Annotated in this window: 18 protein-coding genes; 8 read left to right on the forward strand and 10 right to left on the reverse strand. The window is 51.7% G+C overall.

What is annotated here, in order from left to right; all coding sequences use genetic code 11:
• Positions 1 to 204 precede the first annotated feature (204 nt).
• Both J3P34_RS20775 and J3P34_RS20780 read right to left on the reverse strand, forming a co-directional pair.
• Positions 205 to 786 carry a hypothetical protein gene (locus J3P34_RS20775; protein ID WP_210490542.1) on the reverse strand — a complete coding sequence of 194 codons (582 nt, stop codon included), beginning with the start codon at positions 784 to 786 and terminating at the stop codon, positions 205 to 207.
• Positions 787 to 798: 12 nt separating this feature from the next.
• Positions 799 to 1,524, reverse strand: a complete 726-nt coding sequence (locus tag J3P34_RS20780) for a hypothetical protein (protein WP_210490543.1) — start codon at positions 1,522 to 1,524, stop codon at positions 799 to 801.
• 202 nt (positions 1,525 to 1,726) lie between these two features.
• On the opposite strand from J3P34_RS20780, the gene J3P34_RS20785 reads away from it, so the two are divergent.
• Entirely contained in the window at positions 1,727 to 3,241 is a 1,515-nt protein-coding gene (locus J3P34_RS20785) for a hypothetical protein (RefSeq protein ID WP_210490544.1), read from the forward strand.
• A gap of 72 nt (positions 3,242 to 3,313) precedes the next feature.
• Here J3P34_RS20785 and J3P34_RS20790 read toward each other — a convergent pair whose 3' ends face one another.
• A complete protein-coding gene (locus J3P34_RS20790) occupies positions 3,314 to 4,342 on the reverse strand; it encodes a threonine aldolase family protein (protein WP_210490546.1) in 1,029 nt (342 codons plus the stop codon).
• A gap of 76 nt (positions 4,343 to 4,418) precedes the next feature.
• Here J3P34_RS20790 and J3P34_RS20795 point away from each other — a divergent pair, with 76 nt between their 5' ends.
• Positions 4,419 to 4,598 carry a hypothetical protein gene (locus tag J3P34_RS20795; protein WP_210464587.1) on the forward strand — a complete coding sequence of 60 codons (180 nt, stop codon included), beginning with the start codon at positions 4,419 to 4,421 and terminating at the stop codon, positions 4,596 to 4,598.
• A 101-nt stretch (positions 4,599 to 4,699) separates the two neighbouring features.
• On the opposite strand, the gene J3P34_RS20800 is transcribed toward J3P34_RS20795, so the two are convergent.
• Complete coding sequence (locus tag J3P34_RS20800) at positions 4,700 to 5,197, reverse strand: metallophosphoesterase family protein (RefSeq protein WP_210490547.1); 498 nt, start codon at positions 5,195 to 5,197, stop codon at positions 4,700 to 4,702.
• Between the two features lie 209 nt (positions 5,198 to 5,406).
• Positions 5,407 to 6,045 (reverse strand): orotate phosphoribosyltransferase, encoded by a 639-nt coding sequence (gene pyrE, locus J3P34_RS20805; RefSeq protein WP_210490548.1) that lies wholly within the window; start codon positions 6,043 to 6,045, stop codon positions 5,407 to 5,409.
• A 56-nt stretch (positions 6,046 to 6,101) separates the two neighbouring features.
• Here pyrE and J3P34_RS20810 point away from each other — a divergent pair, with 56 nt between their 5' ends.
• Positions 6,102 to 6,833 (forward strand): NUDIX hydrolase, encoded by a 732-nt coding sequence (locus J3P34_RS20810; RefSeq protein WP_246850160.1) that lies wholly within the window; start codon positions 6,102 to 6,104, stop codon positions 6,831 to 6,833.
• On the opposite strand, the gene coaD is transcribed toward J3P34_RS20810, so the two are convergent.
• The 3 genes from coaD to J3P34_RS20825 form a co-directional block, all read right to left on the reverse strand.
• The gene (gene coaD / locus J3P34_RS20815) at positions 6,784 to 7,275 is read right to left on the reverse strand and encodes a pantetheine-phosphate adenylyltransferase (RefSeq protein WP_210490549.1); all 492 of its coding nucleotides are present in this window, start codon (positions 7,273 to 7,275) and stop codon (positions 6,784 to 6,786) included. The genes J3P34_RS20810 and coaD overlap by 50 nt on opposite strands.
• 638 nt (positions 7,276 to 7,913) lie before the next feature.
• Complete coding sequence (locus tag J3P34_RS20820) at positions 7,914 to 8,651, reverse strand: response regulator transcription factor (RefSeq protein WP_210490550.1); 738 nt, start codon at positions 8,649 to 8,651, stop codon at positions 7,914 to 7,916.
• Between the two features lie 31 nt (positions 8,652 to 8,682).
• Positions 8,683 to 10,821: a sensor histidine kinase gene (locus tag J3P34_RS20825; RefSeq protein ID WP_210490551.1), complete on the reverse strand. Its 2,139-nt coding sequence runs from the start codon at positions 10,819 to 10,821 to the stop codon at positions 8,683 to 8,685.
• Between the two features lie 147 nt (positions 10,822 to 10,968).
• On the opposite strand from J3P34_RS20825, the gene J3P34_RS20830 reads away from it, so the two are divergent.
• The 3 genes from J3P34_RS20830 to J3P34_RS20840 all read left to right on the forward strand — a co-directional run bounded on the left by J3P34_RS20830 (position 10,969) and on the right by J3P34_RS20840 (position 14,844).
• Positions 10,969 to 12,066 carry a T9SS type A sorting domain-containing protein gene (locus J3P34_RS20830; protein ID WP_210490552.1) on the forward strand — a complete coding sequence of 366 codons (1,098 nt, stop codon included), beginning with the start codon at positions 10,969 to 10,971 and terminating at the stop codon, positions 12,064 to 12,066.
• A 102-nt stretch (positions 12,067 to 12,168) separates the two neighbouring features.
• The gene (locus J3P34_RS20835) at positions 12,169 to 14,157 is read left to right on the forward strand and encodes a M1 family metallopeptidase (RefSeq protein ID WP_210490553.1); all 1,989 of its coding nucleotides are present in this window, start codon (positions 12,169 to 12,171) and stop codon (positions 14,155 to 14,157) included.
• Between the two features lie 216 nt (positions 14,158 to 14,373).
• Positions 14,374 to 14,844 (forward strand): hypothetical protein, encoded by a 471-nt coding sequence (locus J3P34_RS20840; RefSeq protein ID WP_223808909.1) that lies wholly within the window; start codon positions 14,374 to 14,376, stop codon positions 14,842 to 14,844.
• A 137-nt stretch (positions 14,845 to 14,981) separates the two neighbouring features.
• On the opposite strand, the gene J3P34_RS20845 is transcribed toward J3P34_RS20840, so the two are convergent.
• On the reverse strand, positions 14,982 to 15,413 hold the full coding sequence (locus tag J3P34_RS20845; protein ID WP_210464595.1) for a DUF2147 domain-containing protein: 432 nt from the start codon (positions 15,411 to 15,413) through the stop codon (positions 14,982 to 14,984).
• Positions 15,414 to 15,530: 117 nt separating this feature from the next.
• On the opposite strand from J3P34_RS20845, the gene J3P34_RS20850 reads away from it, so the two are divergent.
• Positions 15,531 to 15,899, forward strand: a complete 369-nt coding sequence (locus J3P34_RS20850) for a hypothetical protein (RefSeq protein WP_210490554.1) — start codon at positions 15,531 to 15,533, stop codon at positions 15,897 to 15,899.
• Positions 15,900 to 16,512: 613 nt separating this feature from the next.
• Here the strand turns inward: J3P34_RS20850 and J3P34_RS20855 are convergent.
• Positions 16,513 to 17,115, reverse strand: a complete 603-nt coding sequence (locus J3P34_RS20855; RefSeq protein WP_210490555.1) for a C40 family peptidase — start codon at positions 17,113 to 17,115, stop codon at positions 16,513 to 16,515.
• A 125-nt stretch (positions 17,116 to 17,240) separates the two neighbouring features.
• Here J3P34_RS20855 and J3P34_RS20860 point away from each other — a divergent pair, with 125 nt between their 5' ends.
• Positions 17,241 to 19,037, forward strand: coding sequence for a M61 family metallopeptidase (locus J3P34_RS20860; RefSeq protein WP_246853827.1), 1,797 nt, complete (start codon positions 17,241 to 17,243; stop codon positions 19,035 to 19,037).
• The last annotated feature ends 81 nt before the right edge of the window (positions 19,038 to 19,118 follow it).

Raw genomic sequence — 19,118 nt, forward strand, 5'->3', positions numbered from 1 at the left:
CGGGGAAATTCAATTGAGCGGTCTTCCTGTTCAAGATAAACGGGAGGCATTCTTTGGTTTCGGGTAACTGTTTTCTCTCAATAGTAAAGCCCTGCGCTTTGGGCCTGCTTTTCTAAAAACAGGCCCAAAGCGCAGGGCAGTTGACAAGGTTAACCTGTGTTACCCGTGCGTTTTTAAAAAACGACCCCTGAACAGCTTTTTCAATTATTGGGTGGACGGTATAGAGGCCAGAATAGCCACAAACGCGGCCAAGGCGATGCCTCCGCCAATGGCCGCTTTGCCTACTTTGCGTTTGTGGGCCTGGTGCCGGTAACCATTGTAATAATACTGGTCGCTTAGCAGGGCAGGGTTGGGTACTTCCTTGGGATTGACTTTGGGCGGTATGGCCGCGATGAGCACGGTGCCCGGGATGCCCAACAACAGCGTTGCCCCTATAGACCCCAGCACGGCATTGGTGCCCCTGTAATACTGCCGGGCATCCATCTGGCCCTGCCGGTACATATCCTGAGAAGAAAGAACAGGTGTGGTTCCTTTCTCCTCTACGGGTGGGTGCATCAGTTCATTTTCCCCGTTAGCGTACTTCACCATGAAAACCTCTTTGCGGGCGAGGGTGAAGAGGCTGTCGGCAAACTTGGCTGGTTGGGTGTACTGCACCTTGTCTGGGGTAATCTCCAGCACTTTGGCTTTAATCTCCTCACCCGAGATTTTGAAGATGATATCCTGGGCCAGGGTCTGGTGCAAGGCGCCTAAAAAGAAGAGCAGGAACAGGTAAGTAAAGGCTTTCATAGGTGTACGCAGTTAAAATTGTCTTGAATTGAACCCGAACAAAAGGCTGAACCGCACGCCGCCATTACCGGGTACAAAAGCCAGGTTCACAGGGAAATTGATTCCCTCAGATTTAAAGTTGGTACCAATGGCGAAAGCCACCCCGGCACTGGCGGGCGTAAGGTTGGGCCCCACCCCAAACTCAAAGCCTTTGGGTCCGCGCAGCCCCACCATGGCATTGAGGCTTGGCACAAACTTACCTTGCTCCAGACCGCCCACCAAGGGAATGAACTCAAACAAACCAGACATGCCCTTGGAGGTGGTGAAAATCCGGGTTTCAAATTGCCAGCCAAACTGCGTGAGAAACGGGTTTACATTGAATTCCTCCTTGGCTTTGTCTGCGAGGGAACCGGAGATGAGGGTGAACCCCAGCCGGGGGCCGCTTAGCTTCACGTGGGGCATCAGTTGGTTATCAGAAGTGGTGGCAGTTGGGGTAGTGACACTGTTACTCACCGAGGGCACCGGCGCGTTGAAGGTTTCCTTGCTGCCATTAGCATACTTAATCATGAACACCTCTTTTTTGAGGATAGAGATGAGAGGTCCCTCCAGGTAATCAGCCCGTTGGTACTTCACCAGATCAGGGGTGATCTCCAGAATCTTGGCCGAGATCTCCTCGCCGTTGCGCTTAATGATCAAATCCTGAGCCTGAGCCATACCCCAGGAGAAAAGGACCACCAGCAAGAGTAAAGCTTTTTTCATAATTGTCCAGGTAATGGTTAAACTATAAGGTGCAGTGAAGGTAGATTGGGATTTCAGGAAAAGAATATTAAGTTTATGGAATCCTTACTTTTGTATAAGCTTATAATATGGCGTAAGTATTTGAAAAATAGATTGAAGTGTTTATTTTATCTTACTTTAAGAACTCACGTGAACTCTTCTAAGCCTTCACTTACTACTATCAATGGATGATTTGAGAATCACCATTTCCACATTGTCCCCGGAGGGTGTGAAGGAGTTCGCCTCTTTTATTCAGCGGCACAAGAAAAGGAAGGACAGGAAGGATTATGAGTTGTTCAAGTTGCTGCTGCAAAAGCAGAAACTGGGTCCGACGCAGATCATGGACAGGCTGTATGGCCCGGAGCCGAATCAATCGGCGTACTACGCGCTGCGCAAGCGCCTCATGCAGCACCTCACCGATTACATAGTGCTGAAGCGAATGCAGGAAGACCCCACCGCAGATTCCAGCATTATGGGAGCGCTTTCCATGGCCCGCTACCTGTTTGAGGCGCAGGCGGACCGCCTGGCCTGGAACCTCCTCCGGAAAGCCGAGCAACTGGCCGCCGCCCATGAGCAGTTTGATCTCCTCAACTCAGTGTACAACCTCCAGATTGAAAAAGCCGACAGCGAGTTCGCCGACGATTTGGACCTGATTATCAAAAAACGGAACCAAAATAAGGCCGCCGCCGATGAAGACGAGCGCGCCAACATTGCCAGCAGTATCATAGGCAAGCGGCTGGAACGCTCCCGGCGTGAGGGGCGGGATCTCCAGTTTGCGGCCACCATCCAAGCGGTGCTGCAGACCTACGGCCTTACCGAGGCGGTGAGCCAGCGGCCGCCGCTGTTCTTCAAACTCATGTCCATTGCCCGGGCTGCCGTCCTGGCCCGCCGCGACTACTATACCTTTGAGCCTTATATAATAGAGCGTTACCGGGCCATGTCCTCCCACCTGAACATGACCCAGGCGCACCAGTACTACAAGATCAGGTTACTGTACATGATTGCGCACGTACTGTACCGCAACCGCAAGTTTGCCCAGTCAAACGGGTACCTGGAGGAGATGCACGCGGTGCTGCAGACCCAGGGCAGAAGTTATCTCACCACGTTCTACCCCAAATATCTTTTCCTGAAAAGCGCCAACGGGGCCTTCCAGCGGAACCTGCCGCAGGCCATCCAACTGCTGGAAGAACTGCTGCAGGCTAAAACCATCACCTTGCCGCACCGTGACATGCTCACCGCCCGCATGGGCCTGAGCTTTCTGTATTTCGCGCAGGGTAATTTCCAGAAGGCCAACAACCTGCTGGTGTACATCAACCACTCAGATAAATGGTGCGAACGGATCATGGGGCGGGAGTGGGTGCTCAAGAAGAACCTGGGCGAGCTGATCATCCAATATGAGTTCGGGAACCTGGATCTGGCGCTGGACCGGGCCAAAGTCATCCGGCGCAGTTATAAAGACCTGCTGTCTCTTCCGGCTTACAGCAACGCCAGTTCTTTCCTTCAGCTCATCACCTTTTTGATAGAACAACCTGATTTGGCCACCCGCAAGCTGTTTCTGCAGCAGGTTGAAACCATGCTCACGTTTGTGCCCGCCGAGCAGGAGGATTTGCAGGCCATGAGCTTCTATGCCTGGCTCAAGGCCAAGATGCAGGGCCGTCGGTATTATGATGTGCTGCTGGAACTGGCCCATGCTTCTTAAAAGATAAATCCCCGTTTAGGGCCAAATTCTAGTGAAACTGGCTCTAAACGGGGACTTGGCATACTGGGAGGCTTAGGCCTTAAAATCTGAAATGGCGTTGATAATGCCGGAGATCATGTCATCTGTCAGGTCTAGGTGGGTCACAAACCTGATTTGCTGCGGCCCGAAGGTGGTGGCCAGGATGTTTTGAGTCTCCAGGTAGCTGATGAAGCCATCGGGGTTAACCTCAGGGGCCAGGGTGAAGATGACGATGTTGGTGTCCACAGAAAGCACTTCGGTTACGTAAGGCGCAGCCTCCAAAGCTTTCCCTAAGAGTTTGGCCCGGTCGTGGTCTATCTGCAAACGTTGAATGTTATTCTGGAGGGCGTACAATCCGGCTGCCGCCATAAAACCAGCTTGCCGCCAGCCGCCGCCTAAAGCTTTGCGCACTCTTTTCGCCTGTTCAATCATGCGCTTCGGTCCCAGCAGCAGGGAGCCTACCGGCGCGCCCAATCCTTTTGAAAGGCAAACCGAGACGGTGTTGAAGTAGCGGCTGTATTCCTTCGGGTTCTCACCGGTAGCTACCAGGGCATTGAACACCCGGGCTCCGTCTAAGTGCAAAGGCAGGTTATGCCGCCGGCAAACTTCTGAGATAGCGGCAATTTCCTCTACCGTGTAATAAGAACCGCCTCCTTTGTTGCTGGTATTTTCCAGCGACACCAGGCTGGTAACCGGGTAGTGGATATTGTCTGGATTAATGGCCGCTTCAATTTGCTGCGGGCTCATTCGGCCCCGCACTCCCTCAATCAGTTTGACAGAAGCGGCAGAGTTAAAGGCGATGCCACCCACTTCATAAAGATAGATATGGCTGGTGCGGTCACAGATCACCTCGGTGAGCGGCTGGGTATGCAGTTTGATGGCAATCTGGTTTGTCATGGTACCGGAAGGGCAGAAGAGGCCGGCTTCCATGCCAAACAGGCTGGCGCCGTATTCCTGTAACTCGTTCACGGTGGGGTCTTCACTGTACACATCATCACCCACCTGGGCCTGGAACATGGCCTCCAGCATGGCCGGAGTGGGTTTGGTAACGGTGTCGCTCCGCAGATCAATCAAAGGATTCATGTGTTTTTTTAAGCTGAACTATTGAGAATGTAAAAGTAATAACTTACTTTTGCGATTCAATTTTAAATATTGACCGATGGCAGTTACTAGATTAAAAAGAAAAGATCGTAAGAATAAAGCAAGACAGAACAACAAAGTGCGTGTGATCAAGCAATTGTTGTCTACTCCGGTAATTAAGAACGTGGATGTTGAAGAGCTGAAAGCTCGTTTCACTTCTGCTCCAGCCGCTAGCGCGGAAGTTGCTACAGCTGAGTAATTCTGCGTTTTTTCGTTCGCCTACTGCCTTTCGGCAAACTGTACGCGATTACTCTTACTACAAGATAGTTGAAAGTGTAACCTCTGTTGGTTACACTTTTTTTATGCCCTTTTGCCAAGCTCAATAGCCTGGAGTTTCTGCACCTTTCCGTCTTGTACCTCAAACCGCATCATGGTGCGCATGGTGTGAAAGCCGTGCCGCCCGGCCGCTCCGGGATTAAGGTGCAACAGGTTGCCGTGCTTAGGGTCCTGCATTACTTTCAAGATGTGGGAGTGCCCGCAGATAAACAGGCCAGGTGGATTTTCTTTGATCATCGCGCGCACCTCTGGCGCATATTTGCCGGGGTACCCCCCGATGTGAGTCATCAACACATCCAGCCCATTGCAATCGAACCGCAGGTTCTTGGGGTGAAGCGCCCGCACATCGGGCCCGTCAATGTTGCCGTATACGCCCCGCACCGGCGCTACCGTGGCCAGCCGCTCAGAAACGGCCGCAACCCCGAAATCGCCCGCGTGCCAGATCTCATCAACCCCCTCCAGCAACGCCAGAATACGGTCATCCAGGTAACTGTGCGTATCAGAGATCAGGCCGATTTTCATGTGGTAATGTGCTAATTATTTAAGGTGCTGATGTGCTATTCAGAATACCTGTTGGGCAGATAAGGTAGGATACGGCCTCACCGGAGCTTCAGTTTTCGGCTTGTTTTATGGAAACAAGCCGAAAACTGAGGTTTTCATCTCCAAATCTGCACATCCCCAAATTTCCAATTTAAAGAAATAGCACATCAGCACATTAATCAATTAGCACATTAAACTCCCCAAGTCTCGGGTGCCTTGCGCCATTGCTCCAGGGTGGCGATGGCTTCCTGGGAGATGTAGCCTTGGGTAGCGGCGGTTTCCAGGAGGGCGTTGTAGTTGCTGAGGCAGATGGTGGGGATACCGGCGGCGGAGAAATTTTCATCGGCCTGGGCAAAGCCGTAGGTGAAAATGGCGGCCATACCTATGACCTCGCCTCCGGCGGCCTGCACGGCTTTGGCGGCTTTGAGCGAGGATCCGCCCGTGGAAATCAGGTCCTCAATAAGTACAACCCGCTGGCCGGGCTGTAATTTTCCTTCAATTTGGTTCCCCATTCCATGGCTCTTTGGCTCGGGGCGTACGTATAAGTACGGCAAGTTCAGTATATCTGCCACCAGGGCACCCTGCGCAATGCCAGCGGTGGCTACCCCGGCAATGGCTTGTACGCCCGGAAATTGCTGCTGAATGGCCTCTGCCAAGGCATTTTTAATATAAGAACGAATATGCGGATAAGAGAGCGTAACGCGGTTATCGCAGTAGATGGGGGAGTTCCAGCCGGAGCTCCACTTGAATGGCTGCTCCGGACGGAGCCGCACCGCTTGGGTTTCAAGGAGGTAAGCCGCAATCTGAGCGGCAGTTTCTGTGTGTGGCATGGGCGAAATTACACAAATAGTAGTAATGTTTTCCTGCATCCTACTTCTTGTGCCCTATGAAAATTCTTTCTTATTTTGTACCTCCTTACGCGCCTTACATAAGCGACAACTTCATGAATGTCTTTATCAACGACATCCCACTGATTATTAAAAAAAGCAGTGAAAAGATCTTTAAGCACAAATACGATTTAGTGCTCGGTAAAGACGATCAGTTTACTTCCAAGGATTTGGTGGGCGATGTGCTCATCCGCGACGTTGACTCTGTTCTTATTGACCGTCTGGTGCGGCTCATGGAAGTGAAGAAACTCAAGAAACTGGAGTCCCTCACGCTGGTCACCGACAAAAAGAAGAAACTCATTGCGCACCTCAAAGATCAGTTCAAGATCATTAAGGCAGCCGGTGGCTTGGTGGTGAAAGAAGGAAAGATCCTGATGATCTACCGCATGGGTATGTGGGATCTGCCCAAAGGCAAAATCAAGAAATCTGAGGAAACAACCTTAGGCGCCCTGCGCGAGGTGGAGGAGGAGTGCAACATCAAAGTGGCCATCACCGGTGAACTACCCAACACCTGGCATTCCTATGCCTATAAAGGGAACAAGATCCTGAAGAAGACCAGCTGGTTTACCATGCAGTGCCTGGATGACACCTACATGAAACCGCAGGCCGAGGAATTCATTGAAGAAGTGCGCTTCATGACCCCAGACGAAGTACTGGAGGTGCTGCCCGAGTCTTACACCTCTATTCAGTTTGTGGTGCGGGACTATCTGAAGGCAATGAAGAAAGGCTGAAAGGAATAAACTCCTGCACGTTGCCGCCAAAACGGTGAATCTCCCTGATAATAGAAGAGTTGATGGCCGCCAGCGATGGTGAGGTAATGAGAAAAACAGTTTCCAGTTCCGGATTAATGTGCCGGTTGGCCTGCGCAATGGTGTTCTCGTACTCAAAATCTGTGGTGTTGCGTAAACCGCGCAGCAGGAACCTGGCGCCCACTTCTTTCGCGAAATCGGCGGTGAGGCCTTTGTAGGCCTGCACCCACACCTGCGGATTATCCTTGAACACCACTTCAATGATGGACACCATCTCCTGCACCGGAAAATAGCGGTTCTTGCTGCTGTTGTTGCCAATTGCAATAATAATGTTGTCGAACAGCTCACAACCCCGCTGCACTACATCATAGTGGCCGTTGGTGAAAGGGTCAAAAGAACCAGGAAAGATGGCAATGCGCTTCATAGGGTAGCAGGTGAGAGGTGGGTTGTAAGAATTTCCGGCGGTGAAGATGCTGAAAATATTCTGTTCCTGTACCCTTCCATTTCCCCAAATGTTTCCACCTCTGCTGATATAATCCTCTTTTCCGGAAAACAGCTTCTAAGCCTTAGGCTTTTTTCCTTCCTCTTTTGTGATTTTGGAGAGGCAATCCCTTGTGGTTGCCCATGCGTCTCTTACTGCATTTCAAGTTGTTGGTGATAACACCAACAACGGCGGAGACTTTTCAATAGAAGATTACCAAGCCCATAAAATAAAGGAAACAACCACGTATTCCGTCCCCCTTTGAAGGGGTTAGGGGGATGACAGTACCGTTAGAAGAACCATCAGTGCCGGCTAAGAAACAATTCAAAATGATTCTCGGGAATGCCATGACCTGCAGGTGTCAAAACCCCTCTGCGCTCCTCTCAAGGGGAGAATCCTTGGTTCCATTTGTTGGTGTTATTACCAATAATATGTATTGCGGTGGCCTGCGAAAGGGCAACCACAAGGGATTGCCCCTACATTCCTATATCGTGAGCAAAATTTAAGCGTGTTTTCTGCCCCGTTTTACATAAAGGGGCAGAAAACACGCTTAAATTTTTTAGGGCTAATGAATGCGGAGCTTAAACAGAAGGAGCCAAGACCTGGGCCTCGTTCACGGGTGCCACCAACCGGAAGCCGTTGCCGTGTACGTTGATGATTTCCACGGTAGGGTCTCCTTTGAGGTATTTCCGGAGTTTGGTCACGAACACATCCATGCTTCGGGCGGTGAAATAGTTGTCGTCTTTCCAGATTTTACTAAGGGCCACTTCGCGCGGCAGCACGTCATTAAGGTACTGGCATAGCAGCAGGAGCAGCTCGGCCTCCTTAGGCGATAGTTTCTGGGTTTCCGCGCCGCGGGTAATGAGGCGGGTCTTGAAGTTGAAATGGTAAGAGCCCAGGTTGTACTCCGTGGCGGTGGATTTCTCGGCCGGAGCCGGGGCGGCCTTCCGCTGCAGAATGGCTTTGAGTTTGCAGAGCAGAATCTCAGAGTCAAAAGGTTTGGTGATATAGTCATCGGCACCAATCCTGAAACCTTCCAGCATATCGGCTTTCATGGCTTTGGCCGTGAGGAAGATCACGGGCATCAATGGGTCGGCTTTCTTGATATCGGCGGCTAGGGAGAAACCATCCTTCAGGGGCATCATCACGTCCAGAATGCAACCGTCAAATGTCTCTTTCTGGAACATGTGAAGCCCTTGCATGCCATCGGTGCAAAGTGTTACCGCATAGTCATGCAGCTCAAGGTAATCTTTCAGAACCATCCCGAAGTTAGGATCATCTTCTACCAGTAAAAGGCGGGTGTCAGGGTTTGTTGTCATGAAATCTTACTTTAAGGATGATTGAATTGCGTTAAACTGCATGTTTTTGGAAAGGAAGCCATAAAGTGAATTTGCTGCCTTTGCCTAATTCACTGCGCAGGTGGATGCTGCCGGCGTGCGCCTCGGCCATGGTTTTGACGTAGCTCAGGCCCAGCCCGAAGCCTTTCACGTTATGCACGTTGCCGGTGGGCACCCGGTAGAACTTCTCAAACACTTTCTTCTGCGCCTCGCGCGACATGCCAGAGCCCTGGTCTTCCACGGAGATGTGCAGGCCCTTGGAAATAGTAGTGGTCTGGATCACGATCTTGGGTGCGTTGGGCGAGTACTTGTTGGCGTTGTCCAGCAGGTTGCCTATCATGTTAGACAGGTGACCGGGGTCGGCCCAGACGTAAGGGGTGCGGGCGTCTAGTTTCAGGTCCAGAGTGCCCTGGCGCTGCTCAATATGGAGTTGGAACGGCTCGGCCGCTTTCTTGATCAGCTGGTGCACGTCTACTTCCTCAAAGGCTAGTTGCAGGGTTCGGCGCTCCATTTGGGCCGTTTGCAGTACCTTCTCCACCTGCTGGTGCATGCGCCGGTTCTCGTCTTTGATGATGCGCGCGTAATAGTCTACCCGCACTTCGTCTTTCCGCACTTTAGGGTTCACCAAAGCATCCAAGGCCAGCGAAATGGTGGCGATGGGCGTTTTGAACTCGTGCGTCATGTTATTGATGAAGTCATTCTTGATCTCGGAGATCTTCTTCTGCCGCAGGATGGTGTACAGGGTGAAGGAGAAAGTCAGGATAATGATAAGCGTGAACAGCACCGAGATAGCCGACGGGAGCAGTAGGCTTTGCCAGACATAGAGGTTACGGTCTGGGAAGTTCAGAAGCAGGAAGCCTGGCGCGGTCATCACGTCATTAGGGAAAAGGCGCACCGCGTATTCATTCTCCCGGAGGTTGGAAGGAATGAGCACGTTGGGGGAGGAGGTTAGTATGAGGTTGCTATTTCCCGGGGTGGCTGCCGTGCGCAAGGTGCAGTTATAGCGGATGTTGATGTTATGGTTGGCCAGTTCGGTGATGAGCAGGTCATTTACCTTCAGCTCCTGCAGTCGCTCGGCCAGCGGTTTTTCCTTGCGTACGTACTCCACGGCCATCTGCTGCATCACTTTATTCAGGGACTGGGCTTTGGCTACGGCTTTCTGGTTTTTGTTTTTTTCATGGAATACGTGCTGTGCGGGCGCCACAGTGGGTGCCTTGCCGGGTTGCACAGCCAAAGGAATCTGCGTTGGGGTAAGCGTTCTGGCCCCTTGAAGGACAATGGTGCTCCCTTTGGCGGCCGCTTTGGTAGCCGGGTAGTACCGCGCCATTTTATGGCCATGCACCACCGTGTCCTTGGAAATGGTAAGGGCTTGCCAGACCTGATTACCCAGCAGGGTATCCGTGACCACGTCAATGACATTGCCGCGCACGTTCACCGCTCTAATGTTCTTAGTGGGGAGCCGTAGCAACTGCTGTTGCCTGGCCCGGGTGACCGAGTCATAGCTCATCCGGAGGACGAAGGCTGAGTCAACTTTAGACCGCTGGAAATGAGTGGGGCTGCTTTTTTTGAAAAGGGAGTCTATCTGCGGTTTCTGGGAAGCCAGTATTTTCCAGACGATGACTGAATCTGCGGGGCCTTTCCCGAAGATCTCCAGGTTGTCTTTCACCGGGCCGCTGTGGGAATCGCGCACGTACGTTCTGCCATGCAGTTCCTGGTACCTGGTTGCTTCCTGGGCCCGGCCCATGGTAATGGCTTCGGCTTGGGTGACCATTACTTTCACAGGAGACAAGGTAAGTCGGGCGGGGGGCACGGTAGTGACATTGACGGGTGCCGCAGGGGCGGGGGCATGGGTCTTTTTAGGCTGTTTTTTCGCTTTTAAAGCCGAAACAGGCCGGCTTTTCTCTACAGCCACCGGAGCCTCGGTAGACAAGGCCGCCGCCCTGATCTGGGGAGCCTTCTCCTGGAGGTAATACACTGCCTCCTTGGTTTCTAACCGGCGGGCTACCTGTTGCAGCGCATCATGCACGTTCCGGTCAAAAACCTCTTCCTCCATCCGTACTGCATGGTGGATCCAGTAGACCTGGAACCCTATCAGCCCTATGAGCGAGATAGTCATCAGCACAATGACCCAAAGCAATGTTTTCTTTCTCATCTCTACAAAGATAAAGGCTTAAATGAGGGCAAACCTTACTTTAACTTTTCATTAACAGACTTTAACGGAGCCTTAACCTCTTTCCAAAAAGATACCCGGTAATATTGTATGAATCAACACCATAGCCTCATCTAAATTACAATTGTTATGAGAAAGAAACAATACACGTTCCTCTGCCTGCTGTCCTTACTGTTCCTGACAACGGCCTCTTTTCTGCCCGCCCAGGCACAGGAAAAGGCACAGGGTAAGGCCAAAGAGAAAACCAAGGCCATTCCCGGCAAGCAGGCCCGGGTGAAGATAGTGAAGCAGGAAGGCGACTCCTATTTTGTGCTGGACACCACCCTCACCATCGCCGATGGCATGTCTCATGAAGAGGCCGTGAGAAGGTTGGAGACCAGCGGCGTCTCCTTTAAAAGCATGGGGGCAAAAGAACTGAAACCCCAAAAGATTTCGGCCGCCAAAGAATTCAAAGGTACCCGGTACCTGGTTACCTCTGGCCAGGACTCCCTTAGAACCGTGGTGTTCAAAAGAGCCATTTCAGATACCGTATTCACCAAAGGTGGTCCTATAAGGGTCTTTGAGGCTCGCACCATTTTAGTAGATAGCCTCATAGGAGACAAAATCCAAGCCGTGCGGGTAATGGGACATCCGGCTATCTTCCGGGAGTCCATCAAGGTTGATTCCCTCCTTGGCCCTCATAAGTTCATCCGGTTAGACAGTGCCCTTCAACTGAAAGTCGATACTTTCCTTTTGAATGAAACCATAAGGGTGGAGAAGGACGGAGGCGATGGCAAGGTAAAGGTCATTCGGGTTAGGCCGGGCAGGGCGGGAGATGCCCTGGAAACTGGTGAATACAACGTCATCAAACTCAGAAACCCTGGCCAGAACAACCTCATCATCCTGAGGCCTTCCAAAGCAGGCAAACCGGATGAAAAGAAGCAGTCATTGAAAGCCTCTAAAAAGAGTAAGAAAAAAGAAGCAGAGGTTCCTGCCAAACTGGACCTGCAGTTCTTTCCCAATCCTACGAACGGGGAGGTGAATATAAACTTCTTTTCGCAAAAGAAGACCAAAGCGCAGGTGCGGGTGGTAGACAGTCAGGGCAAAACAGTGTACCAGGAAGACCTGGGCGCGGTGCAAGGGCAAGTGTACAAACGTATGAATTTGGCCAGGTATGGCAAGGGCGTGTACGTGGTGCAATTGCAACTGGGTAAGACCGCCCAATCGGGGAAAGTAGTAGTGCAATAGCTTTTTATTTGTATGTTTGGCAAAGAGGCCTGGAAGTAATTTCCGGGCCTCTTTTGCGTTCAAGATTTACTACTTTTTCACGCACTACCGTATAGCAGGAGTATGAAAATACCCTTACCCGTTCTCTCTCCCTTTTATGCTTCAAAGAACCTCCTTTTAGCCTTGATTGTCTGGGTGATAGGGTCTTCTGGCTGTCTTTTTGCTCAAAGCATTGAAACCCAATCCTGCGCGGCCGCCAGGGTTACCGGTACCCCCATGCTGTTAGCCGATGGTATCACTTCTGAGGACCATAGGGGCCTTATGCGCCAGTACGATATGCTCTGGTATAAACTGGACCTGGCGCTGGAAAGGACTTCCCTGGACATCAGCGGCAGCGTGACTTTGTATGCCTCTGTGCAGGCCAATAATCTAACCGAGTTCGCCTTTGAGCTGCACCCTAATTTTGCCATCCAGCGGGTGCTGCTGGACGGTGCACCTTGTACTGTGCGCCGCAACGGGGTGGAGGTAGTGGCGGTGCTGCCCACCGCAAAGGCGCGGCAGCAGAAGGTCAGGGTGCAGGTGTTCTATTCAGGGAAAGCTCCCGCTGGCGCCAGCGCCGCCATTGGGAACGGATTCTCTACCGAGGTAGCCCAGCCCTGGAACCAGCAGGTAGCCTGGAGCCTGAGCGAACCGTTCGCGGCCCATGAGTGGTTCCCGGTGAAGCAGCTGCTGGAAGACAAGGCAGACTCTGTGGAAGTGTGGGTGACCACAGATGTCTCAAACAAAGTAGGTTCTAACGGGCTGCTGCAGCGGGTGACGCCCCTGCTAAACCAGAAACACCGCTATGAGTGGAAATCCAATTACCCCATTGCGTATTACCTGATCTCGGTGGCTGTGGGGCAGTACGAGGAGTATTCTTACCAGGTGCCGTTGCCCGGAGCCGCGCAGCCCATGCTGGTACAGAACTTCCTTTACCCGGGAGCGCTGGGCACTTTCAAAACCGAGGTAGACCGCACCGGGCAATTCCTGCAGCTGTTTTCTGAGTTGTTCGGGCTATATCCTTTTTACAAAGAGAAGTACGGGCACAGCATGGCGCCCATTGGCGGCGGTATGGAGCATCAGACCATGACCACCCAGTCTACCTTCGAGTTTTCGCTCACGGCCCATGAACTGGCGCACCAGTGGTGGGGCGATGAGGTGACCTGCGCTGACTGGAGCCACATTTGGCTCAATGAGGGCTTTGCCTCTTACGGCGAGTTCCTGGCCATTGAGAGACTGCTGCCGGCCCAGCGGTTGAACTGGTTGAACCGGTCGGTGCAGAGCGCCCAGACCCAGCCACAGGGATCGGTGTTCGTGAAGGACAGCACCAACGTGGGCCGCATCTTCAGCGCTGCCCTTTCTTACCGCAAGGGAGCCATGGTGTTGCACATGCTGCGGCACACTCTGCAGAGCGATGCACTCTTCTTTCAGGCGCTTCAGGCTTACCGGAACGAATTCAGGTACAAAGTGGCTACCACCCGTGATTTCCAGAAAGTGGTGGAGCGCGTGAGCGGGCGCTCACTGCAGTACTTTTTTGACCAGTGGGTTTATGGCGAGGGATTCCCCGTATTCAATATCTCTTGGGCGCAGCGGGGAAAGCAACTATTCCTCAAAAGCCAACAAACAGGTACCAGCCAGGCGACGCCTTTTTTCACCACCGAGGTGGAGTACAAGATCAGTACCTCGGTGAAAGACACGGTAGTGGTGGTGCAGCAGAACCAACCCACCCAGGATTACCAAATTACCGTGGCGGGGGAGGTCCTGGGCATTGAGGTAGACCCAGACCAGTGGCTTTTGGAATCGGTGAGCAGCGTGCAGCAGGATGCCTCCATAATCCCGACAGACCAGGAAACGGTGCTGGTGTATCCCAATCCCACCCAGGGCGAGGTGAACCTGAAAAGCCTGCAGGGCGTGCCTGAGCAGATTTCTATCTATGACATGGCAGGCCGGCACATCCGGACTTTTGAGCCAACGGGCCTTTCTTTTTCCATTGCGGATTTGGGCGCGGGAGCCTATTTCCTGCGGCTTAAATACGGAGACAAATTCACGCAAGTACGCGTACTGAAGCTGTAATAATATTATTCTTCTTTTTTAGTTGTTTTTTGCCAACAAAAGTTTAGTTTTTCAGTTTAAAGCTTTGCAAGTTCTTCTGAACTGCTCCCTTGCTGTTTTACGTCTCATTTCCTCAAAATAGCCTTAAAACGCCCTGTCTACTGGTCAGATGTATTCCATCTGCAGACAGATAAACCATTGTTGGATATATAAATTGTACCTTATAAAACTATGTCTATGACTACTGAAACCGCCCTTGACCTAGATATAAAGCATAGGTTATTAGACGAGTGCCTGCGCCAGCAGACAGATTTTGTGGACCACGCCCGGCAAGCCATGGAAGAAGCCCAGTCCAGCGCCAATGAAAGCCAGGGGGCAATTGAAGATAAGTTTGAGTCATTCAGGGAGGCTTGCCAGATCCAGCGGGATATGTTCGCTAAGCAATTGGATGAGGCCATTGGGAAACTGAGCATCCTTAAGCGGATCGTGCGCAGCAAAGTGAATGAGGATGTTTCTTTAGGGTCCATTGTGCGCACAGACGCCCAGAACTATTTCATCTCGGTGAGTTTGGGTGAGATCAACGTAGATGGGGAGAAATACTTCGCCATTTCAGCGGCCTCGCCGGTTTTCCAGGCCATGGCCGGCAAAACCAAAGGAGAGTCTTTCATCTTCAGAGACAAGAAAATCACCATCCTGGACCTGTTGTAGTATTCTATTCACACCATTCCTATCAACAAAAAATATTTAGGGATAGCGCTCTTCCCCCCTAGAAGAAGCACGGGCCTAAAAGCAAAGCGGGAACCCCACATGAGGTTCCCGCTTTGCTTTTATAGGGGTGTGGTTGATTATTGCACCCGCGTCCAGGTCTGGGACCGACCGATAAGGGAAATGCCGATGTAGCCTTTCACCTCCAATTTATCCTGGCCCAGTAATTTCATGTATGAAGAATAGGTCTTGCCAGATTTAGGGTCATAGATGGTGCCATCGTCCCATTTGTCTCCGCCTACCGGTGAGAAGTTCTTCAGGAAAACCAAGCCCATGATAGGGCGCTTCTGCAGTTTAGGGTCTGGGTTGAACTGATCTACTTTGGGTTTACCATCCCGGTTGGGTTCTTTGAGCCATATGATCTTTCCGCATAGTTTATCGCCGCACTGGTAAATTTCAAAACGGGCTTCTTTCTCTTCGTTGGTCCAAACGCCAATTGGAGATTTTTTCTGAGCCCAACCAAGGGTGGAGGCAAGGCAAAGGAAAAGGGCAAACAAAAAGATCTTTCTCATACGTGTGTTGATGTTTGTTTTATGGTTTTCTAAATATAAGCAAATTATAATCCAAAAATATTCCGCTGCGCCCGTTTGCCGTAGAATGTTTGAAAGAAGCCCAAAAACAGAAAACCCATGCTAAAAACGCTGCTCATCACCCAGGGCATTTATTATGCCCTAACCGGAATCTGGCCCTTGGTGCACATGCCCAGTTTCCTGGCGGTCACAGGACCTAAGAATGAAGTGTGGCTGGTGGTAACGGTGGGCATACTGGTGCTGGCTATTGGGGCGGCCCTATTTACGGCGGCTTTCCAGCGGCAGGAAGAGCGGAGCGCCGGGGTGCTGGGCTTCTTTAGTGCAGTGGGTTTAGGGGCAGTGGATGTGCGGTACGCCACCCATGAAGTGATCAGAGATGTGTACCTACTGGATGCCGTGGGGGAGTTCTTGCTGGCGCTGGCTTGGGTCTATGTATTTTTCAAAACCCGGGAATCTACCGGGAAATAAAAAACATAAATTTTTTCATCAAACCTTTTGAACTATCCTTCCGTCTTTTAACTTTATAAAACGGAAGCGAGTGCTCCGGGCCCCTCTGGCAAACCCATAATTTACTTGGTGTAAGCGGTCGGGTTTATGTCGGACTTAAAGAAAGGAGGTAAAAGTGTCTAATCCCAGTAAAAATGTATTAAGCCTAGCTCATGTGTCAACCGTTAACCGTGTTGAAGCTTGCTAACTAGACTTCGTCTACTGGCGAATCCGGCATGAGGTAGCCCAATGCGACTGAGAGGCAGTTCTCTTTCGTGTCGCTTGATACCATTTCAAAGGATTCCATACCCGGCTACTGCAGTGGCCGGGTATTTTTTTGTCCGTACTTTTTGAAAATGCCTCAGTATGTACTGATAATCAGCTGGTTGAAATTTGTATTTAAAAGATGACCAGCATTTTAGACCTGATTATAATCCCGGGAATAATACAGCAAACCTCAGGGAGTGAGGGTTAAAGAGGAAAGGATAGGAGGATACCATCTGCCAAAGCCCATACGGGTCGGTAGCCAAACAATTGGTTTAGATTGTTTTAAGCCCTGTTTTCCTAAACCTGCCCAGAAACAGGATGGCAGAAATCAGGGAATAACCCGCCTGATATCCAGGAAACGGTCCTGGTAAAGAGTGCCTTCCAGTTCACTTACTTTCACGCCTCCGTTGGAGGAAGAGTGCACAAACTGCACGGCTTTGGGTGAGTTGGTGATGACAATGCCCACGTGACCGGGCGTTCTATCCTTGAGGTCCGTGCCTGTGAAAATGACCAGGTCGCCTTTTTTGGCTTGCTGAACCGGTACGCTCTCGCCTAACTTGGCCTGCGCCGAGGAGCCGTGCGGAAGGTTGAGCCCGAACTGGTTATAGACATAGGTGATAAAGCCAGAGCAGTCAAAGCCTTCTTCGGTGACCCCGCCATAGGTATATTCTGTGCCATAGCGTTGCAGGGCAAAGGCCACCAGACTGTCTGATTTGGTAGCGTAGTTTCCTTTCAGCACCCCTAAACCCGGAGCGGAGGCTGCGTTGCGCACGGGGTGAGCCAGGGTGGAGTCGTTGTGGAATGCCTTGTCGCCACCATCTGAACTGGTCCGTTTGATCGCGCCGCCCAGGGAATCACCGGGTGCGAAAAAGACCTTGTACAGGATGAGTACAGAAAGGAGCACCCCAAAAAGAATCCATATTTTTTTCATATTATTTTCCTTTGCTGTACATACGTATTTACCGCGGTTTGCGGTTACCGGTGCTGGTTCTTTCCTTGTATTAGCCGGTTTTTAGCCGTATTATGCGCCTTTGTACTTACTACCCAAACAACTTTATGCAAAAAATAATCCATTCTTGGGCAGCCGGAGTGTTTCTGCTGCTGGCAGTGGCTTTTTCAGCTTCTGCGGCGCCTAAAATCTCTTACCGCCTTTCCATGCCCGAACCCCAGACCCACTACTTTGAAGTGGAGATGCGGCTGGAGGACTTCAAAGGCAAAAACCTGGACCTTACCATGCCTGTTTGGGCGCCGGGCTCCTACCTCATCAGGGAGTTTCCCAAGAACGTGGAGGCTTTTGAGGCTTACGTAGGCAGTAACCGGGTTTCCTCAGGCAAGCTGGACAAGAACACCTGGCGGGTAGTCTCCGGCGGAAAAGACGTCACCGTGAAATACAAGGTCTATGCTTTTGAACTGAGCGTGCGCACCAGCTTCATTGACGCAAGCCACGGATACCTGAACGGTACCAGCGTGTTCATGTACCCCGAGGGCCACAAAGACCTGCCGTCCACCGTCACCGTAGTGCCTTTTAAAAGCTGGAGCAAAGTGTCTACTGGCCTTCCGGCGGTTGCGGGGCAACCCTTCACCTTTAAAGCGCCCAACTATGATGTCCTCGCCGATTCTCCCTTTGAAATAGGCAACCATGAGATCCTCTCCTTTGAAAGCAACGGGGTAAAGCACGACGTGGCCATGTACGGCGACGCCAACTATGATGCCCAGCGCCTCACCGCCGATATGAAGAAGGTAACCGAAGAAGCGGCCAAGGTGTTCGGTGAGTTGCCGGTGAACTACTACCTGTTCATCGTGCATAACCTGGCCAGTGGCAGCGGCGGACTGGAGCACCTCAATTCTACCACTTTGTCTACCACCCGCACCACTTACGGAACCGAGAGAGGCTATGAAGGCTTCCTGAACCTGGTGGCCCACGAGTATTTCCATCTTTGGAACGTAAAGCGCCTGCGCCCCATCGCCCTGGGGCCATTTGACTATAACCAGGAGAACTATTCGCGTATGCTGTGGGTCTCTGAAGGCTTCACCTCATACTACGCCGATGTGATCATGCGCCGGGCCGGGTTCACTTCTGAGCGGGAGCATCTGGAGAAGATCGGGAGCAGCATCACCAGCGTGGAGAACACCCCGGGAAATAAGGTAGTGTCAGCGGCGCAATCCAGCTTTGATGCCTGGATCAAGCAGTACCGCCCGGATGAGAACTCCTACAACACGCATCTCTCTTATTACAGCAAGGGCGGTCTCCTGGGAATGCTCCTGGACATGGAGATCCTGAAGGCCTCCAACGGCTCCAAAAGCCTGGACGATGCCATGAGAGCCATGTATGATGAGTACTACAAGAAAAAGAAGCGCGGCTTCACCGATCAGGAATTCCAGCAGGGCATAGAGAAGTTCACGGGCCGATCTATGGATGATTTCTTCCGCCGCTACGTGTACGGCGTGGAAACCCCGGATTATAACACCTTCTTCAGCGCCGTAGGCATCACCCTTACGGATTTGAACAAAGGCACCAATAATCCCTTGTTGGGCGCGGCCATCTCTACCACCACCGGCAAACCTGTAGTGACTACCGTTACCCGCAACGGCAGTGCCTGGCAATCGGGCCTTAACGTGAACGATGAAATCATAGGCATGAACGGCTACCGCGTGGCTGATGACATCAACAAATCCATCCCAGCCTACGCCGTTGGCGATGTGCTGGAACTGGTGGTGAGCCGCAGCGGACAGCTGATGATCTTGCCGGTGACGCTTCTCAAAGACCAAACCATCAAGTTCCGCGCTGATTTGGCGCCAAACGCCACCGACGTTCAGAAGAAAAGCTATTTAAAGTGGACCAGCGCTAAATAGGTTTAAGGGCTGCTTTTTCCAAATCAGCCTTAAAACCGTATTCTTTAAAAACAGAAAGGCCGCTCCTCAGGGGCGGCCTTT

It is taken from the genome of Rufibacter aurantiacus (assembly GCF_017916345.1).
GTDB lineage: Bacteria > Bacteroidota > Bacteroidia > Cytophagales > Hymenobacteraceae > Nibribacter > Nibribacter roseolus.